The sequence below is a fragment of the Saccharothrix stipae genome, from assembly GCF_054781895.1.
In genome coordinates this window covers 413,918-440,255 of the sequence record NZ_BAAGTN010000001.1, presented here as the reverse complement: position 1 = coordinate 440,255, position 26,338 = coordinate 413,918, and the positions used below count along the sequence as shown (strand labels likewise).

Sequence of the window (26,338 nt, the reverse complement as noted above, 5' to 3'; positions counted from 1 at the left end):
CCGGGCATTCGGTGACGTTCGGGCACCGGTCGGCTACGTCCGGGGGTCGAGTGCGGCGCGCTCGGACGGCCGGCCACGCCCGGCGGCACGGTTCACCGCCCTGCGTGCTCGAACTCGTGCTTGACCGGGCGGACTTCACCGCGGTGTGGGCCGAGCTGGTCTTCGACGACTGAGCCCTACCGCCCGATCGTGACGCATAGGTCGCGACTCGATCGGGAAGACAGGCACGGTGGAACTCCTCGGCATCGACCCCGTGCGCGCCGCAGGCGGCATCGCCAAAGGGCTGGTCGGACTGGCCCTTGCACCGCTGGAGCAGACCGCCGTGCTGCGCCGCGACCGCCGCAAGGTGTGGTCCTGCCCGGGACGGCTGCACATCGAGGCCCACGGCGTGCACGGCCCGCGGGGCAGGCAGGTGGCCACCCGGATCGAACGCTCCCTGGAAAGCCACCCGGGGGTGCTCTGGGCCCGCGTCAACGCGCCGTCCGCCCGGGTGATCGTCGCCGTCGAAGACCCCGCTCCACCCACGAAGGACCTGGTCGCGCTGGTGCGCCGGGCGGAGTCCGAACCCGCCACCGAGGACGAGCGCCTGGTCGAGGACGAACTGCACCACCCGGCGGACGGCCTCAAGGGCACCAGACTGCTGCCGACCCTCGCCGCCGACGCCGCCGGCCTCGCGCTGGCCGCCCTCACGAAGATCGCGCCGTGGGCGCCGATACCCGGTGAACTGGGCGCCTTGGTCGCCGCGGTCGACCTGCACCCGAGGCTGCGCGAACTGGCCGCCGGTCGGTTGCAGGGGCGGGAACGCGCCGACACCGCCACGTCGGTGGCCGCCGCCCTCGTGCAAGGACTGGCCTCGCGCAGCGAGGGCACGTTGCTCGACATCGCCCAGCGCGTGCAGCAGTGGCGCGAGGTGCGGTCGCACGAACAGGCGTGGTGCGCGGCCGAGGCCGACCTGATCCACGGCCCGGACGACGCCGAGGCCGAGCCGATCGTGGTGGAACGGCCGCGCCCGCTGCCCGAAGGCCCGGTCGACCGCTACGCGCGGCAGGCGTTGGCGGCGGGTGCGGCGGCGGTGGTCGCCGCGATCGGGTTCACCGGGCCGCGCCGGGCCGCCGCACTGGGCGTGGCGAGCCTGCCGAAGGCGCCGACGGTCGGCCAGGCCGCGTTCGCCGCGCAGCTGGGTCACGTGCTGGCCACCAGGAAGGCGCTGGTGATGGAGCGCTCGGCGCTGCGCCGCCTCGACGCGGTGGACGTCCTCGTGCTGGACGAGACCGCACTCGGTTCGGGCCGCTCCGTGCTCGGCGACCTCGTGCCGCTCCCGGACACCGGGCAGGCGAATTCCGGGCCGGCCGAAGCCGCCGAGCGGGCGTTCGCCCTGTTCGACCCCGAGGACCCGACCGCGGTGCGCCGGGACGGCGACTGGGCCATCGGCCCGATCGACCGCCTCGCCCCGCAGGGCCGCAAGGGCGTGCGCGAACAACGCCGGTTGGCGGGCCACGCGGCGGTGCTCGGCCTGACCAAGGGCGGGCGGCTGCACGCGGTGCTCGCGGTGGACGCCGAGACGCCGCCGGCGGTGGACGCGATCGCGGCGGCGGCACGGGAGGCCGGGCTGCGCGTGGTCGTCGCCACCGACCGCGACCACCTGCCGGTCCGGTTCGCCGACCGCCGCGTCCCGTCCGGCAAGGGCCTGGTCGGCGCGGTGCGCGAGCTCCAGGGCGACGGGCACGTGGTGATGCTCGTGTCCGACGACCGCCGGGCGCTCGGTTCGGCGGACTGCGGCGTCGGCGTGCACCGGGAGGGCTGCCCGCCGCCGTGGGGCGCGCACGTCGTCGTCCGGGACCTCGACGTGGCCGTGCTGCTGGTGGAGGCGGTCCCGGCCGCGCGGCGGGTCAACCGGGACGGGATCATGCTCGCCCAGGCGGCGAGCGGCATCGGCGCGGTCAGCGCGTTGAGCACGCGCGGCCCGGCGCCGGCGCGGGGTGCGGCGCGTGCGGTCGACGGCGCGTCGGCCATCGCCTTCGTGGACGGCGTGTGGCGGGCGAAGCGGTTGCCCGGCAGCCGTGCCGCGGCGGTCGCGCCGGCCACCACCCAGCCCTGGCACCTGATGCCCGCGGCCACCGTGCTCGACCGGCTCGGCTCGGGCCGCGACGGGCTGGCCGAAGCCGAGGCGCGACGCAGGCAGCGCACGTCCACCGGGCGGCAGGCCGTCGGCACGAGCCTGGGCAGCGCGTTCCTGGCCGAGTTGGCCAACCCGCTGACACCCGTGCTCGCGGGCGGCGCGGCGGTGTCGGCGGCGGTGGGCTCACCGGTCGACGCGGCGCTGGTGGCCGGTGTGGTGGGCGTGTCGGCGCTGATCGGCAGCGTGCAGCAGGTCGTCACGGACCGGGCGCTGGCCACCCTGCTCGGCCGCTCGGCGGTGCGCGCCACCGTGGTCCGCGACGGCCGCGACCGCCAGGTGACGGCCGACGAGCTGGTGCGCGGCGACGTGGTGCGCCTGGCGGCGGGCGACGTGGTGCCCGCCGACTGCCGCCTGCTCGCGGGTGACGGGCTGGAGGCGGACGAGTCGTCGGTCACCGGCGAATCCCTGCCGGTGACCAAGGACCCGGCGCCGGTGGTGGCCGCGGACCTGGCCGACCGGTCGTCCATGCTCTACGAGGGCACCACGATCGCGGCCGGCGAGGCGCTGGCCGTGGTCGTCGCGACCGGCGACGCCACGGAGGTCGGCCGCAGCATGGCCGCGGCCCGCCGCAACACGCCCACCACGGGTGTCGAGGCACGGCTGACCGAGCTGACCCGCAAGACGCTGCCGGTCGCGCTGGGTTCGGCGGCGGCGGTCACCGGCGCGGGCCTGCTGCGGGGCGTGCCGCTGCGGCAGAGCATGGGCGCGGCGGTGAACCTCGCCGTCGCCTCGGTGCCCGAAGGGCTCCCGTTCCTGGTCAACGCCGCCCAGCTGGCCGCGGCACGACGGCTGGCCGAGCACGGCGCGCTGGTGCGCAACCCCCGCACCATCGAGGCGCTCGGCCGGGTCGACGTGCTGTGCTTCGACAAGACCGGCACGCTGACCGAGGGCAGGCTGACCGTCAGCCGCGTCGACAACGGCCGCCGCGGCGCCGACCTCGACCGGCTCAACGACGAGCTGCGCCGCGTCCTGGCCGCCGCCGTCCGCGCCACGCCCGCCGCCGACGACCCGCGCGACCTCGCCCACCAGACCGACCGGGCGGTGCTGGAGGGCGCCCGGCGGGCCCGGGTCGGCCGCACGACCGGCGCCCGCGGTTGGACCCTGGTGGAGGCGTTGCCGTTCGAACCGTCCCGCGGCTACCACGCGACCGTCGGCCAAGTCGGCCGACGGCGGGTGCTGAGTGTCAAGGGCGCGCCGGAGACGGTGCTGCCGCGCTGCGACGTCGACCCGGGCGCGCTGCGGCGGCTGGAGGAGCGGGTGCGCCGGCTCGCCGGTCGTGGCCACCGGGTGCTGGCCGTCGCCGAACGCGCCGGGTTCGACGGCGACACCGTGACCGACGACGACGTGCGCGGCATGTCCCTGCTGGGTTTCGTCGCGCTGGCCGACCCGGTGCGCGACGGCGCGCCGCCGGCCGCGGCGAAGCTGCGCGAGGCGGGCGTGCGGATCGTGATGATCACCGGCGACCACCCGGCCACCGGTGAGGCGATCGCCGCGGAGGTCAACGGCGGCGACGACATGACCGTGGTGACCGGATCGCGGCTCGACGAGCTGGGCGACGAGGAGCTGGACGCCCTGCTGCCGACCGTGGACGTGATCGCCCGCTGCACGCCCGCGCAGAAGGTGCGGATCATCGAGGCCTACCAGCGGCTGGGCCGGGTGGTCGCGATGACCGGCGACGGCGCGAACGACGCGCCCGCGATCCGGCTCGCCGACGTCGGCATCGCGTTGGGCAGGCGCGGCACGCCGGCCGCCCGTGCCGCGGCCGACCTGGTGGTCACCGACGACCGGCTGGAGACGATCATCGCGGCGCTGGTCGAGGGCCGCGCCATGTGGGCGTCGGTGCGGGAGGCGTTGGCGATCCTGCTCGGCGGCAACCTCGGTGAGATCGCGTTCAGCGTGCTCGGCTCGGCGATCACCGGCCGGTCGCCGCTGACCGCGCGGCAGCTCCTGCTGGTGAACCTGCTGACCGACCTGGCGCCCGCGCTGGCCATCGCGCTGAGCCGGCCCGCCCGCGAGTCCGTGCCCGACCTGCTGCGCGAAGGCCCGACCTCGTCGCTGGGCAGCGCCCTGACCAAGGACATCACCGCCCGCGCGATCACCACCACGCTCGGTGCGACGGCGGCGTGGACGGCCGCCCGCCTCACCGGCCGCTCCCGCCGCGCGAGCACCGTGGCGCTGGCCGCGCTGGTCGGCACCCAGCTCGGTCAGACCCTGGTGACCGGCGGGCTGGACCGCTCGGTGCTCGCCGCGAGCCTCGGCTCGGCCGCGGCGCTCGGCGCGGTGATCCAGACACCGGGTGTCAGCCAGTTCTTCGGCTGCACACCGCTGGGCCCGATCGGCTGGGGCATCGCCCTGTCCAGCGCCACCGCCGCGAACGCCTTGGGCCTGGTGCTGAACCCGCTGGTCACTCGACGTGCTGAGTGACGGTGCCGCGCACGAAGTGCCGCTGCGCCACCAGGAACAGCAGCACCATCGGCACGGTCGCGACGGCGCTCGCGGCGAGCACCAGCTCCCACTGCTCCTCGCCGCCCTCGCCGAACCGGTCCAGCACCGCCTTCAACCCGCGCGGCAACGTGTAGAGCTGCGGCTCGCGCAGGTAGATCAACGGCTTGACCAGGTCCGTCCACGCCGCCTTCAGCTCGAACACGAACACCACGACCAGCCCCGGCTTCGCCAGCGGCAGCGCCATCGAGGTGAACAGCCGCCACGCGCTCGCGCCGTCGACCTTCGCCGCGTCGAACACCTCGCGCGGCAGGCCCAGGAAGAACTGGCGCAGCAGGAAGATGTAGAACGCCGAGCCGAACAGGTTCTGCGCCCACAGCGGGATCTGCGTGGTGGCCAGGCCCAGCGCGTGCCACTCCAGGTACACCGGCACCATCGTCACCGCGCCCGGCAGCATCATGGTCGCCAGCACCACGCCGAACAGCAGGTCGCGGCCCGGGAAGCGGAACATCGCGAAGCCGAACGCCACCAGCGCGCTCGTCACCGTGGCCGCCGCCGCGGCCGCCAACCCCACCGCGACGCTGTTGCCGATCCACGTCAGCAGCGGCACCGCCTGCCACACCTCGACGTAGTTGCCCGGCGAGAACGGCCGGGGCAGCAGGGCGTTGTCGAACACGTGCGCCCGGTCCTTCAACGACGCGCTGACCAGCCACCAGAACGGGTAGCCGAACGCCGTCGTGACGACCAGCAGCGCCGCCCACACCCCGACGCGCTTCACGACCGCTCACCCTCGTAGTGCACGTACCGGCGCGACAACCGCACCTGCACGGCGGTGATGACCGCGATCACCGCGAACAGGCCCCACGCCAACGCCGACGCGTACCCCATCCGCAGCGAGCCGAACGCCTCCTGGAACAGGTGGATCACGTAGAACAGCGCCGCGTCACCCTCGGCCGACGCCTTGGCCCGCGCGCCGAAGAACATCGCGTACGCCTCGGTGAACACCTGCAACGACGCGATCGTGTTCACCACGACGGTGAAGTACACCGTCCCGCTGATGCCCGGCAGCGTCACGTGCCAGAACTGCCGCCACGGGCTCGCGCCGTCCAGCCGCGCCGCCTCGTAGCGCTCCACCGGCACCCTGGTCAACGCCGCCAGGTACAGCACCGCCGTGCTGCCGACCGTCCACAGGCCCATCACCACCAGCCCCGGTTTGATCCAGTCCGGGTCGGTGGTCCAGTTCGGCCCCTGGAAACCGAACCAGCCCAGGAACCCGTTCACCGCGCCGTGCTGCCCGTTGAGCAGCAACAGGAACATGGCCGCCAACGCCACCGGCGGCGTCATCACCGGCAGGTACAGCACGGTGCGGAAGAAGCCGCTGCCGCGCCCCGCCCGGCGCAGCAGGCTCGCCAGGCCGAGCGCCAGCACGATCTGCGACGGCACGTGCAGCGCGGTGAAGAACACCGTGTTCCACAGCGCCGTGCCGACCCGCTCGTCGCCCAACGCCTCGCGGTAGTTCTCCAGGCCGACGAACGCGGGCGGTTTGAGCATGTCGTAGTGGGTCAGCGACAGCCCGAGGCTGAACAGCATGGGTCCGGCGGTGAACGCCAGGAACCCGACCACCCACGGCAGCAGGAACAACCACCCCGCCCGCGACTCGCGTCCGCTCACCGTCACGGCCCTACCTCCCGCCCACCCGCTTGAGCGCGCGTTCCGCCTCGCGCTGCGCCTGCTCCATCGCCTCCCGCGCGTCCTGCCGCCCGGTCAGCACGCGGTTCACCGCGCCCTCCCAGGCGCGCACCAACTCGCTCGCGGCCGGGCTCGGCGCCAGCGCGAACGCCTTGTCCTGCAACGACAGCACCACCGGCACGCCCTGTTCGAGGATGCGGTTGCCCCTCGGGTCGAACACCTCGCGGAAGATCCGCTCGTCGACCACCCGGTTGCCGGTGAACGTGCCGCCGTAGGGCCGCCCGGCCTTCGCCAACGCGTCCCGCCGCGCGGTGGCCGCCTTGACCCACGTCTCCGTGTCGCTCACCGTGACCAGGAAGCGGCAGGCCAGTTCCGGGTGCCGCGCGCCCTTCGGGATCGCCCACGCGTTCCCGCCCGACTCGGTCAACACCCGCCCGTCGCGGTCGGTGAACGGCGCGATCGTCACGTCGGCGTCGGGCGAGTTGGTCGCGAGCGTGTTGACGTACCAGGAGTCCATCGGCATCGCGGCGAGCTGACCGGTCACGTACTGGTTGTTCGCGCCGAACTGGTCGAAGGTGTCGCGGAAGGCCTTGAACGACGCCCAGCCGCCCTGCCTGGCCACCAGGTCGGTGGTGTGGCGGACGGCCTCGACGACGCGCGGGTCGTCCAGCCGGGCGCCCGGGCCGATCAGCTCGGCGCCGTTCGCCTTGGCCCACAGCGGCAGGAACTCGGGCACCTTGGGGTCGAAGCCGATGCGCTCCACCCGGCCGTCGCCGACCCTGGCCAGCCGGTCCGCCAGCGCGGGCAACGCCGACCAGTCCGAGGTGGACAGTGCGGCGGGGTCGAGGCCGGCCGCCCGCACCACCGGGTTGTTGACGATCATCAGGCGGACGCTGGAGAACTCCGGCAGCCCGTACACCCCGCCCTCGTAGGTGACCTGGCGCAGGGCGGCCTCCCGGAACCGGCCGAGGTCGACGCCGTGCTCCCGCAGGCATCCGTCCAGGCCCTGCACCGCACCTCGGGCCGCGTAGCCGCCGAGCTTGCGCCGTTCGGCGTAGACCAGGTCCGGCGGGTCGCCCGCGGCCACGGCGGACAGGAACTGCTGCTCGTCGAACGCGCCCTCGCTGATCCGCAGGTCCACGCCGGGATTGGCCTCGCGGAACACCGCCACGCGTGCCGTCGCGTGCTCGTCGGGCAACCCGAAGCCCATGGTGACCAGCGCGTCGGGCGAACCCGAGCCCAGCCCGCCGCACCCGGAGACGACCAGCGCCAGCGCCACCGCGACCAGGAGCCCCCGCATGCCCGCCTCCCCGTGCCCGACGTCGCCTCGCCGATGACGTCACCGGGACGGTTCCCGCCGCGACCGCCCGTCACACCAAGGTCGCCCGGTCGGCGCACGGCCGGGTGGGCACCCACCGCAGACCCGACCGGCCGACTGCACCAGAATCGGCACGTCACGCCACACGTCACCGATCCCGGGAGGTCGGCCCACCCATGAGTCGCAGCGCACCACCCGTCGGCCGCTGGGTCCACACCTGGGTCTGCGCACCGCAGACGACCGAGCCGGACAACCTGCCGCCCCCGCCGTTCACCCGCGACGGCCTGGTGCTCGCCGACGCCACGCTCCGGCAGACCGCTCGCGTCTCGATCGGCGGTGAACGGCTGCGGCTGCGGTTCTCCAACGCGTTCGGCGGTGCGGCGCTGCCCATCACCGCGGTGTCCGTGGCGCTGCCCGTCGACGGCCGGGCCGGGGTCGGCGCGGTCGAGCCGGGCTCGGTCCGCCCCGTCACGTTCCACGGCCGCACGGCCGTCGTGGTACCGGTCGGGGCGCAGGTGGTGTCGGACCCGCTCGACTTCCCGGTCGCGCCGGAGTCGGACCTGACCGTGACCGTGTTCCTGGCCGACGGGCAGGCGTCCGGACTCGTCACCTCGCACCCCGGCTCCCGGACGACCTCCCACCTGCTGGCGGGCGAGCACGTCGAGGCCGACGACCTGCCGGGCGCGTCGACCACCGACCACTGGTACTTCCTCGGCGGCATCGAGGTGTGGTCGCCACCCACCGCCGCGGCCGCGGTGGTGCTGGGCGACTCGCTGACCGACGGCCGGGGCTCCACCACCAACGGCAACGACCGCTGGCCGAACCGCCTGTCGGCCCGGCTGCGGGCACACCCGGCCACCGCCGACGTGGCCGTGCTCAACCAGGGCACCGGCGGCAACCGCGTGCTCAGCGACGGTATCGGCCCGAGCGCGTTGGCCCGGTTGGACCGCGACGTGCTGGCGCAGTCCGGGGTGGCGTGGCTGGTGGTGTTCGAGGGCATCAACGACATCTGCACCGCGGACGCCACGCCGGTCGCGCAGAAGCAGGTGGTGGAAGACCTCTGCGCGGCCTACGAGCAGATCGTGGTGCGCGCCCACGCGCACGGCATCGCGGTGTACGGGGCCACGCTCGCGCCGCTGGGCGGCAACGGGGCCTACGACGACCGGGACGGGCACCGCGACGCCGCACGGCAGGCGGTCAACGAGTGGATCCGCACCAGCGGGGTGTTCGACGCGGTGCTCGACTTCGACGTGGCGGCACGTGACCCGCTGGAGCCCCGGCGGCTGCGCGCGGCCTACGACGAAGGCGACCACCTGCACATGACCCCGGCCGGCTACCAGGCGCTCGCCGACGCCGTCCCGGTGGAGCTGTTCACCCGGCCCGCGTGAGGTGGCCCGGACCACCGAGGTGTTGCCACGCAAAAGTTTCGTGGCCGCAGCCGTCGAAAGTGGACGTACCCGGGCGTCTCGTTTCCTTGCCCGGAAAGCGAACCCGACATAGGTTGGGGTTGTCACCGCGCCCGGACCGGAGGGAACCCGTTCATGATCGACGTGCACCCCGCGTGGCTGCCCACCTCGGCGTTCCGGCCGGTCGGCTCGCGGCGGATCCGGGTCGTCGGCGCCGGGCCGGTCGTCGCCACGGTGCGCGGCGAGGTCGGGGCGGCGGTGGCCGAGCACGGCGGCGCGCTGGTCGACGACGGCCCGGTGGACCTGGACCTGGTGTGCGGGCCCGACGACGGCGAGGCGGACCCCGAGGCGTTCGTGGTGGGACGCACGGGCACGACCACCTCGGTCCGCGCGATCGACGGGGTCGGCCTGCTCTACGGCCTGCACCACGTGGTGCGCCTGGGCGAGTCGGCGTTCACCGGCGAGGTGGCGCCGGAACGGCACGCGCCCCGGCAGCCGATCCGGATGCTCGACCACTGGGACAACGTCGACGTGCACCCGCAGATGGGCCAGGTCGAACGCGGGTACGCGGGCGGCTCGATCTTCTACGCCGACGGCGCCGTGCGCGCCGACCTGTCCCGGGCACGGGCCTACGCGCGGCTGCTCGGCTCGATCGGCGTCAACCGGGTGGGCCTCAACAACGTCAACGTGCACCGCACCGAAGCCCGGCTGCTGACCGACCTGCGGCCGGACGTGGTGCGGCTGGCCGAGGTGTTCCGCCCGCACGGGATCAGGGTGCACCTCTCGGTGAGCTTCGCCGCGCCGATGACGCTCGGCGGCCTGCCCACGGCCGACCCGCTCGACCCGGCCGTCCGGGACTGGTGGGCGCGCACCACGGCCGAGGTCTACGCCGCCATCCCCGACTTCGGCGGGTACGTCGTCAAGGCCGACTCGGAAGGCCAACCCGGTCCGTTCGCCTACGGCCGCGACCACGCCGACGGGGCGAACGCGCTGGCCCGCGCCCTCGCGCCGTTCGGCGGCACGGTGTTCTGGCGCGCGTTCGTCTACGACCACCACCAGGACTGGCGTGACCGCTCCACCGACCGCGCCCGTGCCGCGCACGACAACTTCGCCCCGCTGGACGGCTCGTTCGACCCGAACGTGGTGCTCCAGGTGAAGGCCGGACCGGTGGACTTCCAGGTGCGCGAGCCGGTGTCCCCGGTGATCGCGGCGATGCCCCGCACCGCGCTCGCGGTCGAGTTGCAGGTGACCCAGGAGTACACCGGTCAGCAGAAGCACGTGTGCTACCTCAACCCGCTGTGGCAGGAGATGCTCGCCTTCCGGCCGTGGGGCGAGGGCGGGCCGACGGTCGCGGACGTCGCCGCGGGCCGTGCCGCCGCGCCCGCCGGCGGTGTGGTGGCGGTGTCCAACGTCGGCGACGACCCGTTCTGGACCGGGCACCCGTTGGCGCAGGCCAACCTGTTCGGCTTCGGACGGCTCGCGTGGGACGAGCGGTTCGCGCCGGAGGCGGTGCTGGACGAGTGGATCGGCCTCACGTTCGGCGAGGGGACGACCGCGCGCGAGGCGTTGCACGACGTCATGGACGGCTCGTGGCTGACCTACGAGCGCTACACCGCGCCGCTCGGCGTCGGTTTCATGGTCAACCCGGGCGACCACTACGGGCCCGGCGTCGACGGCTACGAGTACTCGCGGTGGGGCACCTACCACTTCGCCGACCGCGACGGCATCGGCGTGGACCGCACGTGCGCCACGGGCACCGGCTACGCGGGCCAGTACCCGGCGCCGTGGCGCGACCTCTACGAGTCCGCCGACACGTGCCCGGACGAGCTGCTGCTGTTCTTCCACCACGTGCCCTACGGCCACGTCCTGCACTCGGGGACGACGGTCGTGCAGCACATCTACGACACGCACTTCGCCGGCCACGAGGAGGTGTGCCGGATGGCGGCGACGTGGGCGTCGCTGGAGGGGCGTGTGCCCGACGACGTGTTCGTCCGCGTCACCGAGCTGCTGGCCGAGCAGCTGCGGTGCGCGACCGAGTGGCGTGACCAGGTGAACACGTACTTCCGGCGCAAGTCCGGCGTGCCCGACGCCCGCGGCCGGCTGATCTACTGACGGATCACCAGGACCGCCGTCGGCGCCAGCTCCAGCGGCTCACCGGCCCGCAGCACCCGCCCGTCCAGCAGGTTCGTCCCGTCGACCGGGCACGCCACCCGACGGGCGGGCCCGTGGTTGAGCACGAACAGGTGCCGCGCCCCGTCGGGTGAGACGCGTTCGGCGACCTCGACGTCCGGCACGTCGCCGAGGGGCCCGACCAGCCCGTGCTCGGCCAACGCCGCGCGCACCACGGCGGCCACACCGGCGTCGTCGAGCAACGTCGCGACGTACCAGGCGCCGCCACGCCCCCTGGCCGCCCGGGTCACGGCGGGTGTGCCGGCGTAGAAGTCCGCGCCGTAGGTGCCGAGCACCTCCGCGTCGTCCGGCACGACCACCTCGAACACGTGCCGTGCCTCGTGCTCCGCGCCGAACAGCGTCACCGGGTTCACCACGTCGGGCTGCTGGGCGTCGGTCTCCTCGACCCGCAGCCCGAGCAGCGACGCGAACGGTCCCGGCACGTCGGTGAGGAACGCGTTGTCGTCCTCGTCCACCCGACCGGACAACGCCGTGGTCACGAACGTGCCGCCGCGCTCCACCAGCTCCGCCACGCGTTCGGCCAGGTCGCCCTTCACCATGTGCAGCAACGGCGCGACGACCACGTCGTAACCGGAGAGGTCGGCGGTCACCGGCACCACGTCCAGCGGGACGTTCGCCTGCCACAGCGCCCGGTGGTAGGCGGTCAGCACCTCCAGGTAGCGCACGTTGCGGTTGGGCCCGTCGGACATCTCCACGGCCCACCAGCTGTCCCAGTCGACGAGCAGCGCGACCCGCGCGGGCGTGCGACCGCCCGGCAGCGCGTCACCGACCCGGGCGAACTCCGCGCCGACCTCGGCGACCTCCCGGAACACCCGCGTGTCCGTGCGGCCCGCGTGGTCGAGCACCGCGCCGTGGTACTTCTCGCACGCCCCGCGCGACTGCCGCAGCTGGAAGTACAGCACCGCGTCCGCGCCGTGCGCGACCGACTGCCACGACCACAGCCGCAGCACGCCGGGCCGCTTGACCGGGTTCACGTCCCGGCTCGCGGTGACCGACGGGGTCTGCTCCATGACCCAGAACGGCGCACCGCCGCGCAGCCCGCGCATCAGCCCGTGCGCCAACGCCATCCGCGCGGCCGTCCGCGACGACGAGCGGTCCTCCGGCGGGTAGTTGTCCCACGACGCGAAGTCCAGGTGCGGCGCCCACCGGTGGTAGTCGATCGGCTGGTAGAGGCCCATCATGTTCGTCGTCACCGGCGTGTGCGGCGCGTGCTCGCGGATGGCGGCCTTCTCCGCCAGGAACCCGTCCAGCAGCGCGTCGGACATGAACCGCCGGTAGTCCAGCGTGATGCCCTGGAAGGCGGTGTGGTTCGGCCCGCGCCAGTGCTCCGACAGCGCGTTCGGCGGCTCGACCTCCGCCCAGTCGGTGAACGTGTGCGACCAGAACGTGGTGTTCCACGCGGCGTTGAGCCGGTCGAGGTCGCCGTAGCACAGGCGGAGCCAGGCGCGGAACGCGTCGCCGCACGCCGGGCACCAGCAGGCACCGCCGTACTCGTTGCCGACGTGCCACGCCACGACCGCCGGGTTGCCCCCGTACCGCTGCGCCAGCCGCCCCGCCAGCGCCGCGGAGAGCCGGCGGAAGTCGGGCGAGGACGGGCAGGCGTTGTGCCGCTGCCCGTAGACGTGCCGCCGTCCCTCGAAGTCGACCCGGCACGCGTCCGGGTACTTCCGCGCCAGCCACGGCGGCATCGCGCCGCTGGGCGTGGCCGGCACGATCCGCATCCCCTCGGCCGTCGCGCGCTCCACGATCGCGTCCAACGTCGTGAAGTCGTAGCGGTCCTCGGCGGGTTGGAGGTGGGCCCACGCGAACACGCCGACCGTGACCGTGTTGATGCCGGCGAGCTCGAACGCCGCGTAGTCGTCGTCCCAGACCTCACGAGGCCACTGCTCGGGGTTGTAGTCGCCGCCGTAGCCGATCACCCCGGGCACGATCACCCCGGGCACGCTCTGCCGGGTCACGCGGTGAACCTCTCGGTGGCGTCGCGCAGCACCGGTTCGGCGTTGCACAGCAGGAGGAGGGTGAACGGCGAGGCCAGCAGCGCGAGCACCCAGTCCGAGGTCAGCACGACGAGCCCACCCGCGGCGATGATCAGCGACAACGCGCCGAGCGCGCTCGCCGGCCGTGCGGCGAGGTAGTAGGACGCCAGGCGCGCGGTGTCACGGGTGCGCAGCGAGAGCGTGGACGACAGCACCAGCGCCTGGGTCGACCACACCAGCACCGCCACCGCGACCACGACCAGCACCAGGCCGTACCCGGCGGGCACACCGGCCAGGTCCAGGTTCGCCAGGCTGAAGCCGATCACCGTGAGCACCGCCAGCGCGGGCAGCCACCAGCGCAGCACGTCGAGCCAGTTGAGCCGGTAGCCGCGGCGGAAGTGCCGGGCGGGGGAGAGGTCGCGGTCGTGGAGGAACACCCGCCACGCGTAGACGGCGGCCGACAGCGCCGGGCCCACGGGGGCGAAGCACAGCCCGATGAGCGGCGCGTTGCCCGCGCTGCGGTCGAGGAACAGCAGCGCGAGGAACCCTGGCGCCGTCGTCAGCACGAGCATGACCTCGATGACGATGAACCAGTACACGACGGCCGCGACGCGCGACAGGATGCCCGCGCCGATCTCGGCGGCGGGATCACCCCGTCGTTCGGCGGACACCGTCACGACCTCTCGTGCGGCGCCACGAGCCGGTCGTCGGACGCGCCGAGCAGCCGCCGGTCGTCCAGCCCTTCGTGCTCCTCGGCGTGCACCGGGGTCAGCTCGACGAACGTCACCTCGTGCCGCGCCAGCACCAGGTCCAGCTCGACCCGCCCGTCCACCACCGCCTCCGACCGGTGTTCCACGGCCGGTCGCGCGCAGTCGCGCAGGACGTCGAGCGTGCGCGGGTCGGGGGAGCGGGGACGGCCGAGCTCCCGCCACGCGCCGAACGCGTTGCCGTCGTGCTCGTTGACCCGCTCACGGCGGACGAATGCGCACGGACCGCTCATCGGGACCGACAGCCGCACGTCGTGCCGGCCGGGCGCGTCCGGCCCGTCGGTGCCGCCGACCGGCTGCCAGGCCAGCACGGTGACCCGGCCGTCGTCGGACGAGCACACCAGGTGGTCCGCGCCGCGCGCCAGCACGTGGGCGCCCATCCGGGCCATGAACGCGTAGAGGTGGTAGGTCGGCTTCGGCACCTGCCGGTGCGTGAGCAGGCCGAAACCGCCGTGGAACAACGACGTCGGCACGTCGACCTCCTCGAAGACGTCGCAGAACGTCCAGTAGGAGTACGAGTCCACCAGGTCCGTGCCGCCGGTGAGCACCGGGGCCAGGTAGGCGGCGTGGTAGGCGGTGTCGTGGATCGGGTTGTCCGGCCGGTAGGAGCTGTTGTACTCGGTGATGTGCACCGGCAGCCCGGCCAGCGCGGTGCCCGCGAGGTGCTTGCGCGGCGCGTCGAACTGGTCCAGCAACCGCTGGGGCGCGGTGAGGGTCTGGTAGGTGCCGAACGGCACGGGCTGCGCCGGGCCGGACGAGTAGGCGTGCCTGCTGACGAAGTCGACCGGCACGTCGCGGCGGGTGACGAACTCGGCGAACGGCTCCCACCACTCGTCCGAGCCGGGCGAGATCGCCGGACCGCCGACCTGGAGCCCGGCGTCGACGTCCTTGACGGTCCGCGCAGTGATCTCGTACAGGCGGAAGTACGCCTCCTGGTCGGCGTCCTTCCAGAAGTTCACCAGGTTCGGCTCGTTCCACACCTCGATCGGCCAGGTGCGGACCTCGTCGACGCCGTAGCGGTCCACGAGGTGGCGAACCACGGCGCGGACCAGCGCGGCCCACTCGTCCCAGTCCTTCGGCGGGGTGATGTTGCCCTTCCACCAGAACACCGTGTCGTCGCCCGAGGCGAGCGCGCTCGGCATGAACCCCAGCTCCACGAACGGCCGGATGCCCAGCTCCAGGAACCGGTCGAAGACCTGGTCCACGTAGGTGAACGAGTAGCGGGTCACCCCGTCGTCGGACCGCCGGTGCACGCCCATGTCGTCGGACAGCAGCCCGTGACCGCGGATGAAGCGGAAACCGATGTCGCGCTGCACGAGGGCCAGGGACTCCTGGTAGTCCGCGCGCAACGCCAGGTTGAGCCTGCCCGTGCCCACGCAGTGCCGCCAGGACTCGGAGAGGCGGCCGATCGGCTCGCCGGGGACGGTAACGCGGTTCACGGACCCTCCAGACACGGACACCCACACCGCCAAGTCGCGTCGGGCGCGAACGACCGACGCGACTTGGCCGCCGTCTGCGGAGCAGCGGCAGATTTAACCGTTCTTCTCCTTGTAGCGCTTGTGCGCGCTGTTCACCAGATCGATGTAGTCCTTGGAGCCCTTGGCCTCCAGCTCCTTGACGTAGGCGTCCCACGTCGAGAGGTCGCGCTGGCCGAGGATGAACTGGAGCGTCGACTGCGTGACGAGGTCCTTGAGCGGCGTCTCCCACAGGCCCGCGCGCTCGCGCTCCTCCTCGCTCAGCGGCGCCGGCGGGGAGAGCGGGAGCTGCTTCTTGTTCGCCAGGGTCTTCTGGAAGGCGAGCTCCTCCTCGGTGAACATCGACTGCACCAGCTCGGTGGCGCCGCCGTAGCTGAAGACACCGCCGTGGAAGCCGAAGTCACGCTGGAGGTTCTTCGGCGCGCCGACGTTGATGCCGCCGAAGGCGATCTCCGGGTTGAGCGTCCGCTTGCCGGAGCCGTCCTTGGTGTAGGTCGTGTCCTTGACGCCCCACTTGGTGAACTCCTGGGCCTCGTCGGAGTACCACAGCCAGTCGATGAACTGCATCGTGGCGACGAACTTGTCGCTCTCGGCGAGCTTCGCGGAGACCATCAGACCGCTCTCCAGCCGCGAACCGCGCAGGACGTCGCCGTTCGGGCCCGCCGGCACGGGGATCTTGGCCACCGTCGCGCCGGGGATCTTGGAGACGTTCGGCCGGTAGTCGTTGACGATGTTCTGCGCGTTGCTGCTGATCGCGTACGACTTGCCGCTGGCGAACTTCTGGATCGCCGCGTCGTCCTTCTGGGTGAAGCTCTCCGGGTCCATCAAGCCTTCGGAGACGAGCTTGTGGAAGAACTCGATGAGCTCCTTGTACTCGGGGGTCGCGCCGGCGAACTCGAACGCCTGCTTCTCCTCGTTCCAGAAGGAGTTCTTGACGTAGCCCCAGCCGGCCTGGGCGCCGTAGGTCTGGGCCGCGATGTTGAGGATCGACTTGCCCTCGAAGCGGTCCGACAGCGGGTAGACGTCCGGGTGCGCGGCCTTGATCGCCTTGAGGACGGTGTAGACGTCGTCCCAGTTCTTCGGCGTCTGCAGGCCGAGGCGCTGCAACTCGTCGGTGCGGAACGCCAGCGTGTAGTCCTGCTGCACCTTCTCGTGCATGCCGGGCAGCACGTAGAACTTGCCGTCCTCCTGGCGCAGCGTGTTCAGCTCCGGCTGGAGCTTCCACTTCTCGACCTTCTCCTTGAAGTTCGGCATCAGGTCGAGGTAGTCGCTCACCGGCAGGATCGCGCCCGAGGAGACGAACGGCTCCTCCTGGCCGGGATAGGTCTTGGAGATGATCGTGGGCGCGTCACCCGAGCTGATCAGCAGGCCGCGCTTCTGCTCGTAGTCGCTGTAGGGCACGACCGTCGGCTTGATCGTGATGTTGGTCCGCCGGCTGACCTCCTGCCACAGCAGCCAGTCCTCCTTGAGCGGGTAGTGCGACTGGTCCAGGAAGAGCAGGCTCACGTCCAGCGGCTCGGTGGCCTTGAACTGCGTGCCGGTCTTGTAGTCCGCCATCGACGCGGTCTTCTTGCCGTCGAGGTTGACGCCACCGCCCGCGCCCGCGCCTTCCTCGCTGCACGCCGCCAGGCTGACCACGAGGCTGCCGGCCACGAGAGTCAGAAGCGTGCGCTTCCATTTCGTTCGCATCGTGCTCTCTCCTCAGGTGTTGACACCGTCGTCGACTGAAGCGGACGCGCTACTGCTTGACCGCGCCGAGCATCACGCCCGACACGAAATAGCGCTGGATGAAGGGGTAAACAGCCACGATGGGCAGCACCGTGAGCACCATCGTCACAGCCTTGATGTTCGCCGAGATGGCCACCGCGTTGGTCTCGACGGCGCCGACCGACGTCGCCGAGGTGGCGCCGGCGATCATGTTGCGCAGGTACACCGTCACCGGGAACAGGTCGGCCCGGTCGAGGTAGAGGAACGCCTGGAACCAGGAGTTCCAGTTCGCCACCGCGTAGAACAGGATCATCGTCGCCAGCACGGCCTTGGACAGCGGCAGCACGATCCTCAGGAGGATGCCGTAGGTGTTCAGGCCGTCGATCGCGGCGGCCTCCTCCAGTTCCACCGGCAGGCTCTCGAAGAACGCCTTCATCACCAGCAGGTTGAACACGCTGATCGCGTTCGGCAGCACGATCGCCCAGATCGTGTTGGTCATCCCGAGCCCGTTCACCAGGACGTAGTTCGGGATCAGGCCACCGTTGAAGAACATGGTGAACACCGCGATGCCGACGAGCAGGCCGCGGCCCTTGAGGCGGTGCTTGGACAGCACGTACGCGTAGATCGTGGTGAGCACGATCGAGATCGCGGTGGCCGTCACCGTGTAGATGACGGTGTTGAGGTAGCTGTTCCAGAACGCCGAGTCGGACGCCACGAGCTTGTAGGTGTCGAGGTTGAACCCGCGCGGCACCAGGTTGACCTGGCCGGTGCGGATGTAGACCTCGCTGCTGAACGACTGCGCGACGATGTTGACGAACGGGTACAGCGTCACCGCTACCACGCCGAGCAGCACGACCACGTTGACGACGCGGAAGATCCGGTAGCCGCGCGAGTCGTCCAGCGAAGTGCGGCGTGCCCCGACGGGCTTGTCGATCCGCTCCATCAGGCGCGTCGGGTCGGTGGTCACCACAGGCTCGTCCCCACTGCTCGGCGCGAGATCGCGTTGGCGGACAGGATCAGCGTCAGGCCGATGATCGACTCGAACAGGCCGATCGCGGCGGCGTAGCTGAAGTTGTTGGACACCAGGCCGACCCGGTAGAGGTAGGTCGAGACGACGTCCGCGGTGGGATAGGTCAGCGGGTTGTACAGCAGCAAGACCTTCTCGAACCCGACCGCCATGAAGGTGCCGATGTTGAGGATCATCAGCGTCACCATCGTCGGGCGGATGCCGGGCAGCGTCACGTGCCAGGTCTGCTGCCACCGGTTCGCGCCGTCGATCCGGGCTGCCTCGTAGAGCTGCGCGTCGATCGTGGTCAACGCGGCCAGGTAGAGGATCGTGCCCCAGCCGACGGTCTGCCAGACCTCGGAGGAGACGTAGATCGAGCGGAACCAGCTCGGGTCCTGGATGAACGAGACCGCTTCGCCGCCGAACGCGCGCACGATCTGGTTGACCGTGCCCTCCAGCGAGACCAGCTGCATGACCATGCCGGCCACGATCACGATGGACAGGAAGTGCGGCAGGTAGGACACCGTCTGCACGAACCGCTTGAAGTAGCGCGAGCGGACCTCGTTGAGCAGCAGCGCGAGCACGATCGGCAGCGGGAAGGTGAACAGCAGCGACAGCGCGCCGAGCACCATCGTGTTGCCGAAGACCTCCCAGAAGTTCGGGTCGCTGATGAACAGCTTGACGTACCGCAGGCCGACCCACTGCTCGCCGTAGATGCTGCCGCCCGGCACGAACTTGCGGAACGCGATCACGTTGCCGAGCATCGGGGCGTAGCGGAAGACCAGGAAGAACAGCAACGGGACGATGACGAGCGTGTAGAGCTGCCAATCGCGCTTCCACGCCTTGCGCCACGTGGTCTTGTACCGGGGTGACTTCGGTGCCTTCGGCGGTTTCCCTGGCTGGTCCGGCGCGGCTTCGGCGGCCGGTTCGCTGATCTGGGTGGTCATGCCCGCTCCACCTCCTCGTGGGCGACCGACACGGCGGTGAGCCAACGCCGCGTGTGGTCGACTTCGCGCGGCGGCCCGACGAGCCGCAGGTCCACCGCCTCGTGCACGTCCGCGCTCGACCGGGACACGCGCAGCTGAACGGCGCCCGGTTCCACCACCCGTCGCCCGGCCAGTCCGGTGAACGACGTGACGTCGGCCGGGACGCGGAACGTGACGCGCGCCGACGCGCCGCCGTCCAGCTCCACCCGCGCGTAGCCGACGAGCCGCACGACCGGGCGGGTCACCTGTGCGACCGGGTCGTGCAGGTAGAGCTGCACCACGTCCGCGCCGGGACGGGCGCCGGGGTTGCGCACGTCCAGTTCCAGCTCCACCTCGCCGTCGGTGCGCCACGGCCGGCCGCCGGACACCACCCGCACGGCCGACCAGGTGAACGTGTCGTAGCCCAGGCCGTGGCCGAACGGGAAGGCGTGCGTCGGGTCCACGTTGGACACTTCGGTGCGCCGCCCGAGAGGTGCGGACAGGTAGGTGCCGGGCTGACCGGCCGGGTCGGCGGGGATGCCGACGGGCAGCCGACCCGACGGCGCCACCGCGCCGGTCAGCACGTCCGCGACGGCCCGGCCGCCGAGCTGCCCCGGGAAGAACGCCTGCACGACCGCCGCCGCGCCGTCGGCCAGGTCTCCGATCGCGTACGGCCGTCCGGTGATCAGCAGCAGCACGACCGGCGTGCCGGTGGCGAGGACCGCGCGGACCAGGTCCGCCTGCGCACCGGGCAGGCGCAGGTCGGTCGCGTCGCACCCCTCGCCCGACGTGCCGCGCCCGAACAGGCCCGCCAGGTCGCCGACGGCGACCACGCAGACGTCCGCAGCGGCGGCCGCGGCCACCGCGGCCGCGATGTCGTCGGCGTCGGGCTCGGCGGAGACCTCGCAGCCCTTCGCGTGGGTCACCGTCCCGTCCACGGCGTCGCGCAGCGCGGAGAGCACGGTCGGGATCTCCAGCCCCAGCCCGGCGTCCGGGTGGTGCACGCCGATGTGCGCCGGGAACGAGTAGCAGCCCAGCATCGCCATCGGGTCGTCCGCCAGGGGGCCGACGACGGCGAGTTCCAAGCCCGGGCGCAGCGGCAGCACGCCGTCGTTGGCCAGCAGCACCACGGACTCCCGCGCCAGCCGGAGCGCGACCTCCTGCGCCTCCGGCGAGTCCAGCCGCAGGTCTTCGACGTGGTCGGGCAGCGGCGACCAGTCCGGGTCGAGCAGGCCGAGTTCGGCCTTCTGGTGGAGCACCCGGCGCAACGCCCGGTCGACCAGCGCCTCGTCCACGTCGCCGCGCTCGACCGCCTCGCGCAACGGCGCGCCGTAGCAGCGGACGGTGGGCAGCTCCACGTCCACTCCGGCGGTCAGCGCCAGCGCGGCGGCGTGCGCCTCGTCCTCGGCGACACCGTGCAGCGTCTGCAGGAACTTGATCGCGAAGTAGTCGGCGACCACCGTGCCGTCGAAGCCCCAGGTGTCGCGCAGCAGCGTGGTGAGCAGGCCGGCGTCGGCGGCCGACGGCACGCCGTCGATCTCGGTGTAGGACTGCATGACCGACCGCACGCCGCCGTCGCGGACGGCCATCTCGAACGGCGGCAGGACCACGTCGGCGAACTCGCGCGGCCCGATGGCCACCGGGGCGAGGTTGCGCCCGGCGCGCGAGGCCGAGTAGCCGGCGAAGTGCTTGAGCGTGGCGACGACCCCGGACCGCTCCAGGCCGCGCACGTACGCCGTGCCCACCGTGCCGACGAGGTACGGGTCTTCGCCGATGGTCTCTTCGGTGCGGCCCCAGCGGTAGTCACGCGTGACGTCGAGGACCGGCGCCAATCCCTGGTGCACGCCCGCCGCGCGCATCGAACGGCCGATCAGACCGGCCATCTCGGCGACCAGGTCCGGGTCGAACGACGCGCCCCAGGCCAGTGGCGCGGGGTAGGCGGTGGCCTGCCAGGCGGCGAAACCGGTGAGGCACTCCTCGTGCACCAGCGCCGGGATGCCGAACCGGTTGGCTTCGGCCACCTGGCGCTGCGACGCGGCGAGCGAACGGGCGCCCGCGACCGGGTCGACGGGCCGGGTGCCGAACGGGCGGGTGAGCTGGCCGAGGCCGGCCGAGATGACGTCGTCCCAGATCACCGGGTCGGCGGTCATGTCGTGCTGGTGCGGTGCGACGCCCGCGCCGGAGGGGTCGGCGCCGACCCATACACCGACGAGCTGGGCGAGCTTCTCCTCCGGCGTCATCGCGCCCACGAGCGCTTCGACCCGCTCCGCGACGGGCCGGGTGACGTCCCGCCACACCGCGCTCGGTCGGTCGGCGGCAGTCCGACCGGCATCGCCGACCGGCGTCGCCGCGACCTCCGTCGTCCTGTTCATCATCGACCAGGTACCCCCGATCACGTCCTCGTGAAGACCGAAACTATCGAAGTAACTTCCGACACGCCGGTCCGGTGTGGAGACCGTAGGAGGATCTCCGCACGACGTCAACAGTCCGTGTCCTTCCTGTGTCTTCGCAGTTCACAGGTATGAACAGGGCCCGAAGTGCGCCCTGAAAACGTCAATGATCGACGCTGTGAGCTGCCATGCTGGAGAACGAAAGGTCGAACCTTTACGCTCGGCCGTCGAAACTTTAGATCGGTGTTCGGGGCACCTGCCGGACGCGAACAGGGGGCAGCATGAGTTCGTCGACCGAGCGGGACGCCGGCGCGGTGCCGGAGAAGACCGTGAAGGGCGCGGCGTCCATCTCGTCCATCGCGGCCGAGGCGGGCGTGTCGATCCCGACCGTCTCGAAAGTCCTCAACGGACGCCCGGACGTCGCCCCGGACACGCGTGCCCGCGTCGAGAGCATCATCGAACAGCACCGGTACCGACGGCGGCGGTCACGCCAGTCGTCCCGGCCCGCGCTCATCGACCTCGTCTTCCACGAGATGCACTCGGCGTGGTCGACCGAGATCATCCGCGGCGTGGAACTGGCCGCGGCCAACGAGCGCGCCGCCGTGGTGCTGTCGGAACTCGGCGGGGAGCACCGGCCGCGCCGCGAGTGGTTCGACGACCTGCTGGCCCGCCGGCCGCTCGGGGTGATCCTGGTGCTGGCCGGGCTGGACGCCGAGCAGCGCCGTCAGCTCACCACGCGCAACATCCCGTTCGTGTTCGTGGACACGGCCGGCGAGCCGCCGCCCGGCGTGCCGACGGTGGGTTCGGCGAACTGGGCGGGCGGCCTGGCCGCGACCCGGCACCTGCTCGCGCTCGGGCACCGCCGGATCGCCGTCATCTCGGGGCCGACGACCATGCTGTGCAGCCGGGCCCGGGTGGACGGCTACCGCAGCGCGCTGGAGGACGCGAACGTCGTCGTGGACCCGGATTTCGTGCGCTACGGCGACTTCTACGTCCAGGGCGGTTACGGGCACGGCATGGAGCTGCTCGGCCGCCCCGACCCGCCGACCGCGATCTTCGCCGGCTCCGACTTCCAGGCTCTCGGCGTCATGCGTGCGGCCCGTGAACTCGGACTGTCCATTCCGGACGACCTGTCGATCGTCGGTTACGACGACCTGTCGGTCAGCGAGTGGATCGGGCCCCAGCTGACCACCGTGCGCCAGCCGCTGCGCGAGATGGCGACCACGGCGGCGCAGATGGTGTTCAGCCTGGCGCGCGGCGAGCGCCCGCCGAACGAGCGCATAGACCTCGCCACGGAACTGGTGGTGCGGGAGAGCACGTGCCCGCCCCGTTCGGCTTAGCCCACTGGTCGTCGCCGTTGGCCGCAGAGTCGACTGGTTGATCGCCCAGGGCTGTTGGTGGCTCTTCGGTGTCGCGGTGGCCGGACAGCTGAGCGGGTCGGCTCCGCGACAGAGACGTCGCGGAGTCGACCCGCCGGGAACTCCGCTGTCAGCAGAGCACGCCGCTGCCGCCGTCCTTCAGCAGGTCGTCACGGACCCAACCGGCCACGTTGGTGCGGACGTTGCGCAGGTAGGTCCAGGTGAAGTCGTCGAGGCCGAATGTGTAGCAGTGGTAGTCCAGCCGGTCGGAGGTCTGTACGGTGCCCAGGGCTTCGCACGACGTGGACGATCCGCTGCGCTGCTTGGCCGCGGTTCTGGCGGTGGCCAGCCACGAGCTGGAGTCCTTGTCGGGCGCGGTGGTTCCGCACGGCGCATGTGCCGAGCCGACCTCGTTGCCGGGCTTGGACGACGCGGCCCCGGCCGGGAGTGCGAACATCGTCGCCAGGGCGACGGTGGCACCGGTGACGGCGAGCAGACGTGTTCGAGTAGACATGGTTGTGCCCCCTTGATCACAGACACCAGAAGCCGGCATGGCGACGGACATCCGCGTTGAAAGTCGACGCGACGTGGACTCCCCCGAGTCCCCCTGGTGACAGGAGAACATCTCCCGCGCTACAAGCATTACACGAAAACTTCCCACCGATCGACCGGTCTGCCCGATCAGGAACGGAATACCGTCTGATTGAGCCGATCGGACTGCTCATCGTCGTATGTCCGGCGGTGTCTCCGGAAGTTCCTCCCCAGCCGCGGCTTGCGGCAGGGCACCGTGATCGACGGTTCGAGTCGTCGCACCGAGTCGGGCCACATTGCCGGCGATGTATTCGCGTTGTGCGTCGGTGAACGGCCACCTCGAATACTTCGCAACGGCCGAGGCGACGACGACACCTGAGATGGTCAGCGCGTGGAGCACCACCGGATCGAGAACGGTGGCTGTGGCCGACAGCGGGCCCGGTTGCGGCGCAGGACTCTGTCGGCTGCACGGACCGTTCGATTTCGCCTACCCGACAACCACCCCGACGAGATGCGGTCTCAGCGCAGCGGCGTGTGCGCCGGGTCCACCCGTTCGCCGTCGCGGACCGGGCCCGGTGGGGTGCCGTCGCCGAAGGGGCGACCGCCGAGCGCCTCCCGTCCGTGCGAAGTGACCCAGCCGGACAGGTCCGGCCCGGCGGGCACGATCCCGCTCGGGTTGATGTCCTTGTGCACGACGTAGTAGTGCTGCTTGATCTGGGTGAAGTCGACCGTGTCGCCGAACCCGGGAGTCTGGAACAGGTCGCGGGCGTAGGCCCACAACACCGGCATCTCGGCCAGCTTGTTCCGGTTGCACTTGAAGTGGCCGTGGTAGACCGGGTCGAAGCGCACGAGCGTGGTGAACAGGCGCACGTCGGCCTCGGTGATGGTGTCGCCGACGAGGTAGCGCCGGTCGCGCAGGCGGTCCTCCAGCCAGTCCAGGGCGGTCCACAGGCGGACGTACGCCTCGTCGTAAGCCTCCTGCTTGCCCGCGAACCCGCACCGGTACACGCCGTTGTTGACCTCGGTGAAGACCCGCTCGTTCACCGCGTCGATCTCGTCGCGGTGCCGTTGCGGCCACAGGTCGGGCGCACCCTCCCGGTGGTGGTCGCGCCACTGCGTGGACAGGTCCAGCGTGATCTGCGCGAAGTCGTTGGTCACCACGGCGCCCGTGGTCGTGTCGACGATGGCCGGCACCGTGATGCCGCGCGGGTACTCGGGGTCGCGCTTGAAGTAGGCCTCCTGGATCCGCTCGATGCCCAGCACGGGATCCCGCCCGCCGGGGTCGAGGTCGAACGTCCAGGACCGCTCGTCGTGCGTCGGGCCCGGCAACCCGAGCGAGATCGCGTCCTCCAGCCCCAGCAACCGCCGCACGATGATCGACCGGTTGGCCCACGGGCAGGCCCGGGCCGCCACCAACCGGTAGCGGCCCGCCTCGACCGGGAACCCGTCCCGCCCGTCCACCGTGATCCGCGTGGTGATGTACCGCGTGTCGCGGGTGTACTCCTTGCCCTTCACCGAGTACATCCCACCCCGCCGGTGCTCGGGATTCCCACTGCCGACCGCGGCTGCCGAAGTCTCACTCACGTCCGTGAGCCTACGTCCCCCTACGCCCCGGGGCCTCTTGTCCGCCGAGCCGCCCGGACAGAACGGGGAGCCTGACACGGGGTGGGCGACACGATCGGCGCGCGCGGTTCTGGCAGGCTGCCGCACAGGCGCCGCACGGCGCGACGCGGTGGAGGGATGGGGACACGTGAGCGCTGGAGACCGCCGCTGGACCGATCGCGGTGAGGCCATCGGGCACGCGGTGACCTGGATGGCCCGGTGGAGCACGCGCCTGGCGCTGGTCGCGATCGGCTTCGTGCTGCTGTGGATGCTCATCGGCAGGCTGTGGGTCGTGGTCATGCCGGTGCTGCTCGCCCTGCTGATCACGACCGTGCTGTGGCCGCCCGCCCGGTGGCTGCGCGGGCGCGGTGTGCCCGCCGCGCTGGCCGCGTCGATCGTGCTGCTGGTCGGGTTGGCCGTGCTCGGCGGCGTGCTGGCGCTGATCTCGTCCTCGATCGCCTCCGGCGTGCCCGAGATCGCCGACAGCGCCACCCGCGCCCTCCAGCAGGCCCGGGAGTGGATGGCGGGTCCGCCGCTCAACCTCGGCAAGAGCCAGCTCGACCAGCTGCTCCAGCAGGGCATCGACCAGCTGCAGTCCAGCGTCGGCTCGATCGCGAACGGCCTGATCACCGGGGTGGGCACGGTGACCTCGGGCATCGTCACCGGCATCCTGGCGCTGCTGCTGGCGTTCCTGTTCGTCAAGGACGGGCCCCGGTTCACGCCGTGGCTGCGCGGGGTGATCGGCGAGCGCGCCGGCGGGCACGTGACCGTCGTGCTGGACCGGATCTGGACCACGTTGGGCGACTTCATCCGCACGCAGGCGATCGTGAGCCTGGTGGACGCGGTGCTGATCGGCCTCGGCCTGGTCGTGCTGGGCGTGCCGCTGGCCGTCCCGCTGGCCGCGTTGACGTTCCTGGGTGGTTTCGTGCCGATCGTCGGCGCGTTCATCGCGGGCGCCCTGGCCGTCCTCGTCGCGCTGGTGAGCAACGGCCCGACCACGGCGCTGATCATGCTGGTGATCGTGGTGGTGGTGCAGCAGGTGGAGGGCAACGTGCTCCAGCCGGTGCTCCAGTCGCGGAGCCTGCGCCTGCACGCCGCCGTCGTGCTGCTGGCCGTGACCGCGGGCAGCACCCTCTACGGCATCGCGGGCGCGTTCCTCGCCGTGCCGGTCGTCGCGGCCGCCGCGGTCGTGCTGCGGTACCTGGGCGAGGTCATCGACGGGCGGACCGCGCCGCAACCCGGCGCGCCGGACCTACCGGACGAACCGGATCGCGCCCCCGGCGACGAAGTCCGGTGAACCGAAGTGTCGCGAGGGGAGGTGTCCACGAAGTGAGAGC

General features: G+C 72.0%; 18 protein-coding genes. 6 read left to right on the top strand and 12 right to left on the bottom strand.

Translation table 11 applies throughout. From position 1 onward, the window contains the following. Window positions 1-50 precede the first annotated feature (50 nt). Together ACYVLT_RS01895 and ACYVLT_RS01890 are read left to right on the top strand one after the other, a co-directional pair. Window positions 51-173, top strand: coding sequence for a hypothetical protein (locus ACYVLT_RS01895; RefSeq protein ID WP_461118299.1), 123 nt, complete (start codon window positions 51-53; stop codon window positions 171-173). A gap of 56 nt (window positions 174-229) precedes the next feature. Then, window positions 230-4,603, top strand: a complete 4,374-nt coding sequence (locus tag ACYVLT_RS01890) for a cation-translocating P-type ATPase (protein ID WP_461118298.1) — start codon at window positions 230-232, stop codon at window positions 4,601-4,603. On the opposite strand, the gene ACYVLT_RS01885 is transcribed toward ACYVLT_RS01890, so the two are convergent. The 3 genes from ACYVLT_RS01885 to ACYVLT_RS01875 are packed head-to-tail and all read right to left on the bottom strand — an operon-like array spanning window position 4,584 to window position 7,610. After that, a complete protein-coding gene (locus ACYVLT_RS01885) occupies window positions 4,584-5,399 on the bottom strand; it encodes a carbohydrate ABC transporter permease (protein ID WP_461118297.1) in 816 nt (271 codons plus the stop codon). The genes ACYVLT_RS01890 and ACYVLT_RS01885 overlap by 20 nt on opposite strands. Next, window positions 5,396-6,298 (bottom strand): carbohydrate ABC transporter permease, encoded by a 903-nt coding sequence (locus ACYVLT_RS01880; protein ID WP_461118296.1) that lies wholly within the window; start codon window positions 6,296-6,298, stop codon window positions 5,396-5,398. Before ACYVLT_RS01880 ends, ACYVLT_RS01885 begins: the two co-directional genes overlap by 4 nt. Before the next feature lie 4 nt (window positions 6,299-6,302). Beyond that, window positions 6,303-7,610, bottom strand: a complete 1,308-nt coding sequence (locus ACYVLT_RS01875) for an extracellular solute-binding protein (RefSeq protein WP_461118295.1) — start codon at window positions 7,608-7,610, stop codon at window positions 6,303-6,305. Window positions 7,611-7,804: 194 nt separating this feature from the next. On the opposite strand from ACYVLT_RS01875, the gene ACYVLT_RS01870 reads away from it, so the two are divergent. Beyond that, entirely contained in the window at window positions 7,805-9,016 is a 1,212-nt protein-coding gene (locus tag ACYVLT_RS01870) for an SGNH/GDSL hydrolase family protein (RefSeq protein ID WP_461118294.1), read from the top strand. Window positions 9,017-9,169: 153 nt separating this feature from the next. Further along, a complete protein-coding gene (locus tag ACYVLT_RS01865) occupies window positions 9,170-11,146 on the top strand; it encodes an alpha-glucuronidase (RefSeq protein ID WP_461118293.1) in 1,977 nt (658 codons plus the stop codon). Here the strand turns inward: ACYVLT_RS01865 and ACYVLT_RS01860 are convergent. From ACYVLT_RS01860 to ACYVLT_RS01830, 7 genes are all read right to left on the bottom strand, one after another. Then, a complete protein-coding gene (locus ACYVLT_RS01860; protein ID WP_461118292.1) occupies window positions 11,140-13,182 on the bottom strand; it encodes a beta-galactosidase in 2,043 nt (680 codons plus the stop codon). The genes ACYVLT_RS01865 and ACYVLT_RS01860 overlap by 7 nt on opposite strands. After that, complete coding sequence (locus tag ACYVLT_RS01855) at window positions 13,179-13,871, bottom strand: DUF624 domain-containing protein (RefSeq protein ID WP_461118291.1); 693 nt, start codon at window positions 13,869-13,871, stop codon at window positions 13,179-13,181. The genes ACYVLT_RS01860 and ACYVLT_RS01855 overlap by 4 nt, the downstream gene beginning before the upstream one ends. A gap of 2 nt (window positions 13,872-13,873) precedes the next feature. Continuing rightward, window positions 13,874-15,406 (bottom strand): GH39 family glycosyl hydrolase, encoded by a 1,533-nt coding sequence (locus ACYVLT_RS01850; protein ID WP_461118290.1) that lies wholly within the window; start codon window positions 15,404-15,406, stop codon window positions 13,874-13,876. Between the two features lie 93 nt (window positions 15,407-15,499). Next, window positions 15,500-17,095 carry an ABC transporter substrate-binding protein gene (locus tag ACYVLT_RS01845; RefSeq protein ID WP_461118289.1) on the bottom strand — a complete coding sequence of 532 codons (1,596 nt, stop codon included), beginning with the start codon at window positions 17,093-17,095 and terminating at the stop codon, window positions 15,500-15,502. Between the two features lie 85 nt (window positions 17,096-17,180). Beyond that, a complete protein-coding gene (locus tag ACYVLT_RS01840; protein WP_461118288.1) occupies window positions 17,181-18,116 on the bottom strand; it encodes a carbohydrate ABC transporter permease in 936 nt (311 codons plus the stop codon). Further along, window positions 18,113-19,102, bottom strand: a complete 990-nt coding sequence (locus ACYVLT_RS01835; protein ID WP_461118287.1) for an ABC transporter permease — start codon at window positions 19,100-19,102, stop codon at window positions 18,113-18,115. Before ACYVLT_RS01835 ends, ACYVLT_RS01840 begins: the two co-directional genes overlap by 4 nt. Further along, window positions 19,099-21,492: a beta-xylosidase/alpha-l-arabinosidase gene (locus tag ACYVLT_RS01830; protein ID WP_461118286.1), complete on the bottom strand. Its 2,394-nt coding sequence runs from the start codon at window positions 21,490-21,492 to the stop codon at window positions 19,099-19,101. The genes ACYVLT_RS01835 and ACYVLT_RS01830 overlap by 4 nt, the downstream gene beginning before the upstream one ends. Before the next feature lie 299 nt (window positions 21,493-21,791). Between ACYVLT_RS01830 and ACYVLT_RS01825 the strand changes: the two genes are divergently transcribed. Beyond that, a complete protein-coding gene (locus tag ACYVLT_RS01825; RefSeq protein ID WP_461118285.1) occupies window positions 21,792-22,850 on the top strand; it encodes a LacI family DNA-binding transcriptional regulator in 1,059 nt (352 codons plus the stop codon). A gap of 148 nt (window positions 22,851-22,998) precedes the next feature. On the opposite strand, the gene ACYVLT_RS01820 is transcribed toward ACYVLT_RS01825, so the two are convergent. Then, window positions 22,999-23,382 (bottom strand): SH3 domain-containing protein, encoded by a 384-nt coding sequence (locus ACYVLT_RS01820; RefSeq protein ID WP_461118284.1) that lies wholly within the window; start codon window positions 23,380-23,382, stop codon window positions 22,999-23,001. Between the two features lie 536 nt (window positions 23,383-23,918). Then, window positions 23,919-24,923: a glutathione S-transferase family protein gene (locus tag ACYVLT_RS01815; protein ID WP_461118560.1), complete on the bottom strand. Its 1,005-nt coding sequence runs from the start codon at window positions 24,921-24,923 to the stop codon at window positions 23,919-23,921. A gap of 226 nt (window positions 24,924-25,149) precedes the next feature. Here ACYVLT_RS01815 and ACYVLT_RS01810 point away from each other — a divergent pair, with 226 nt between their 5' ends. Then, window positions 25,150-26,298, top strand: coding sequence for an AI-2E family transporter (locus ACYVLT_RS01810; protein ID WP_461118283.1), 1,149 nt, complete (start codon window positions 25,150-25,152; stop codon window positions 26,296-26,298). Window positions 26,299-26,338: the final 40 nt, after the last annotated feature.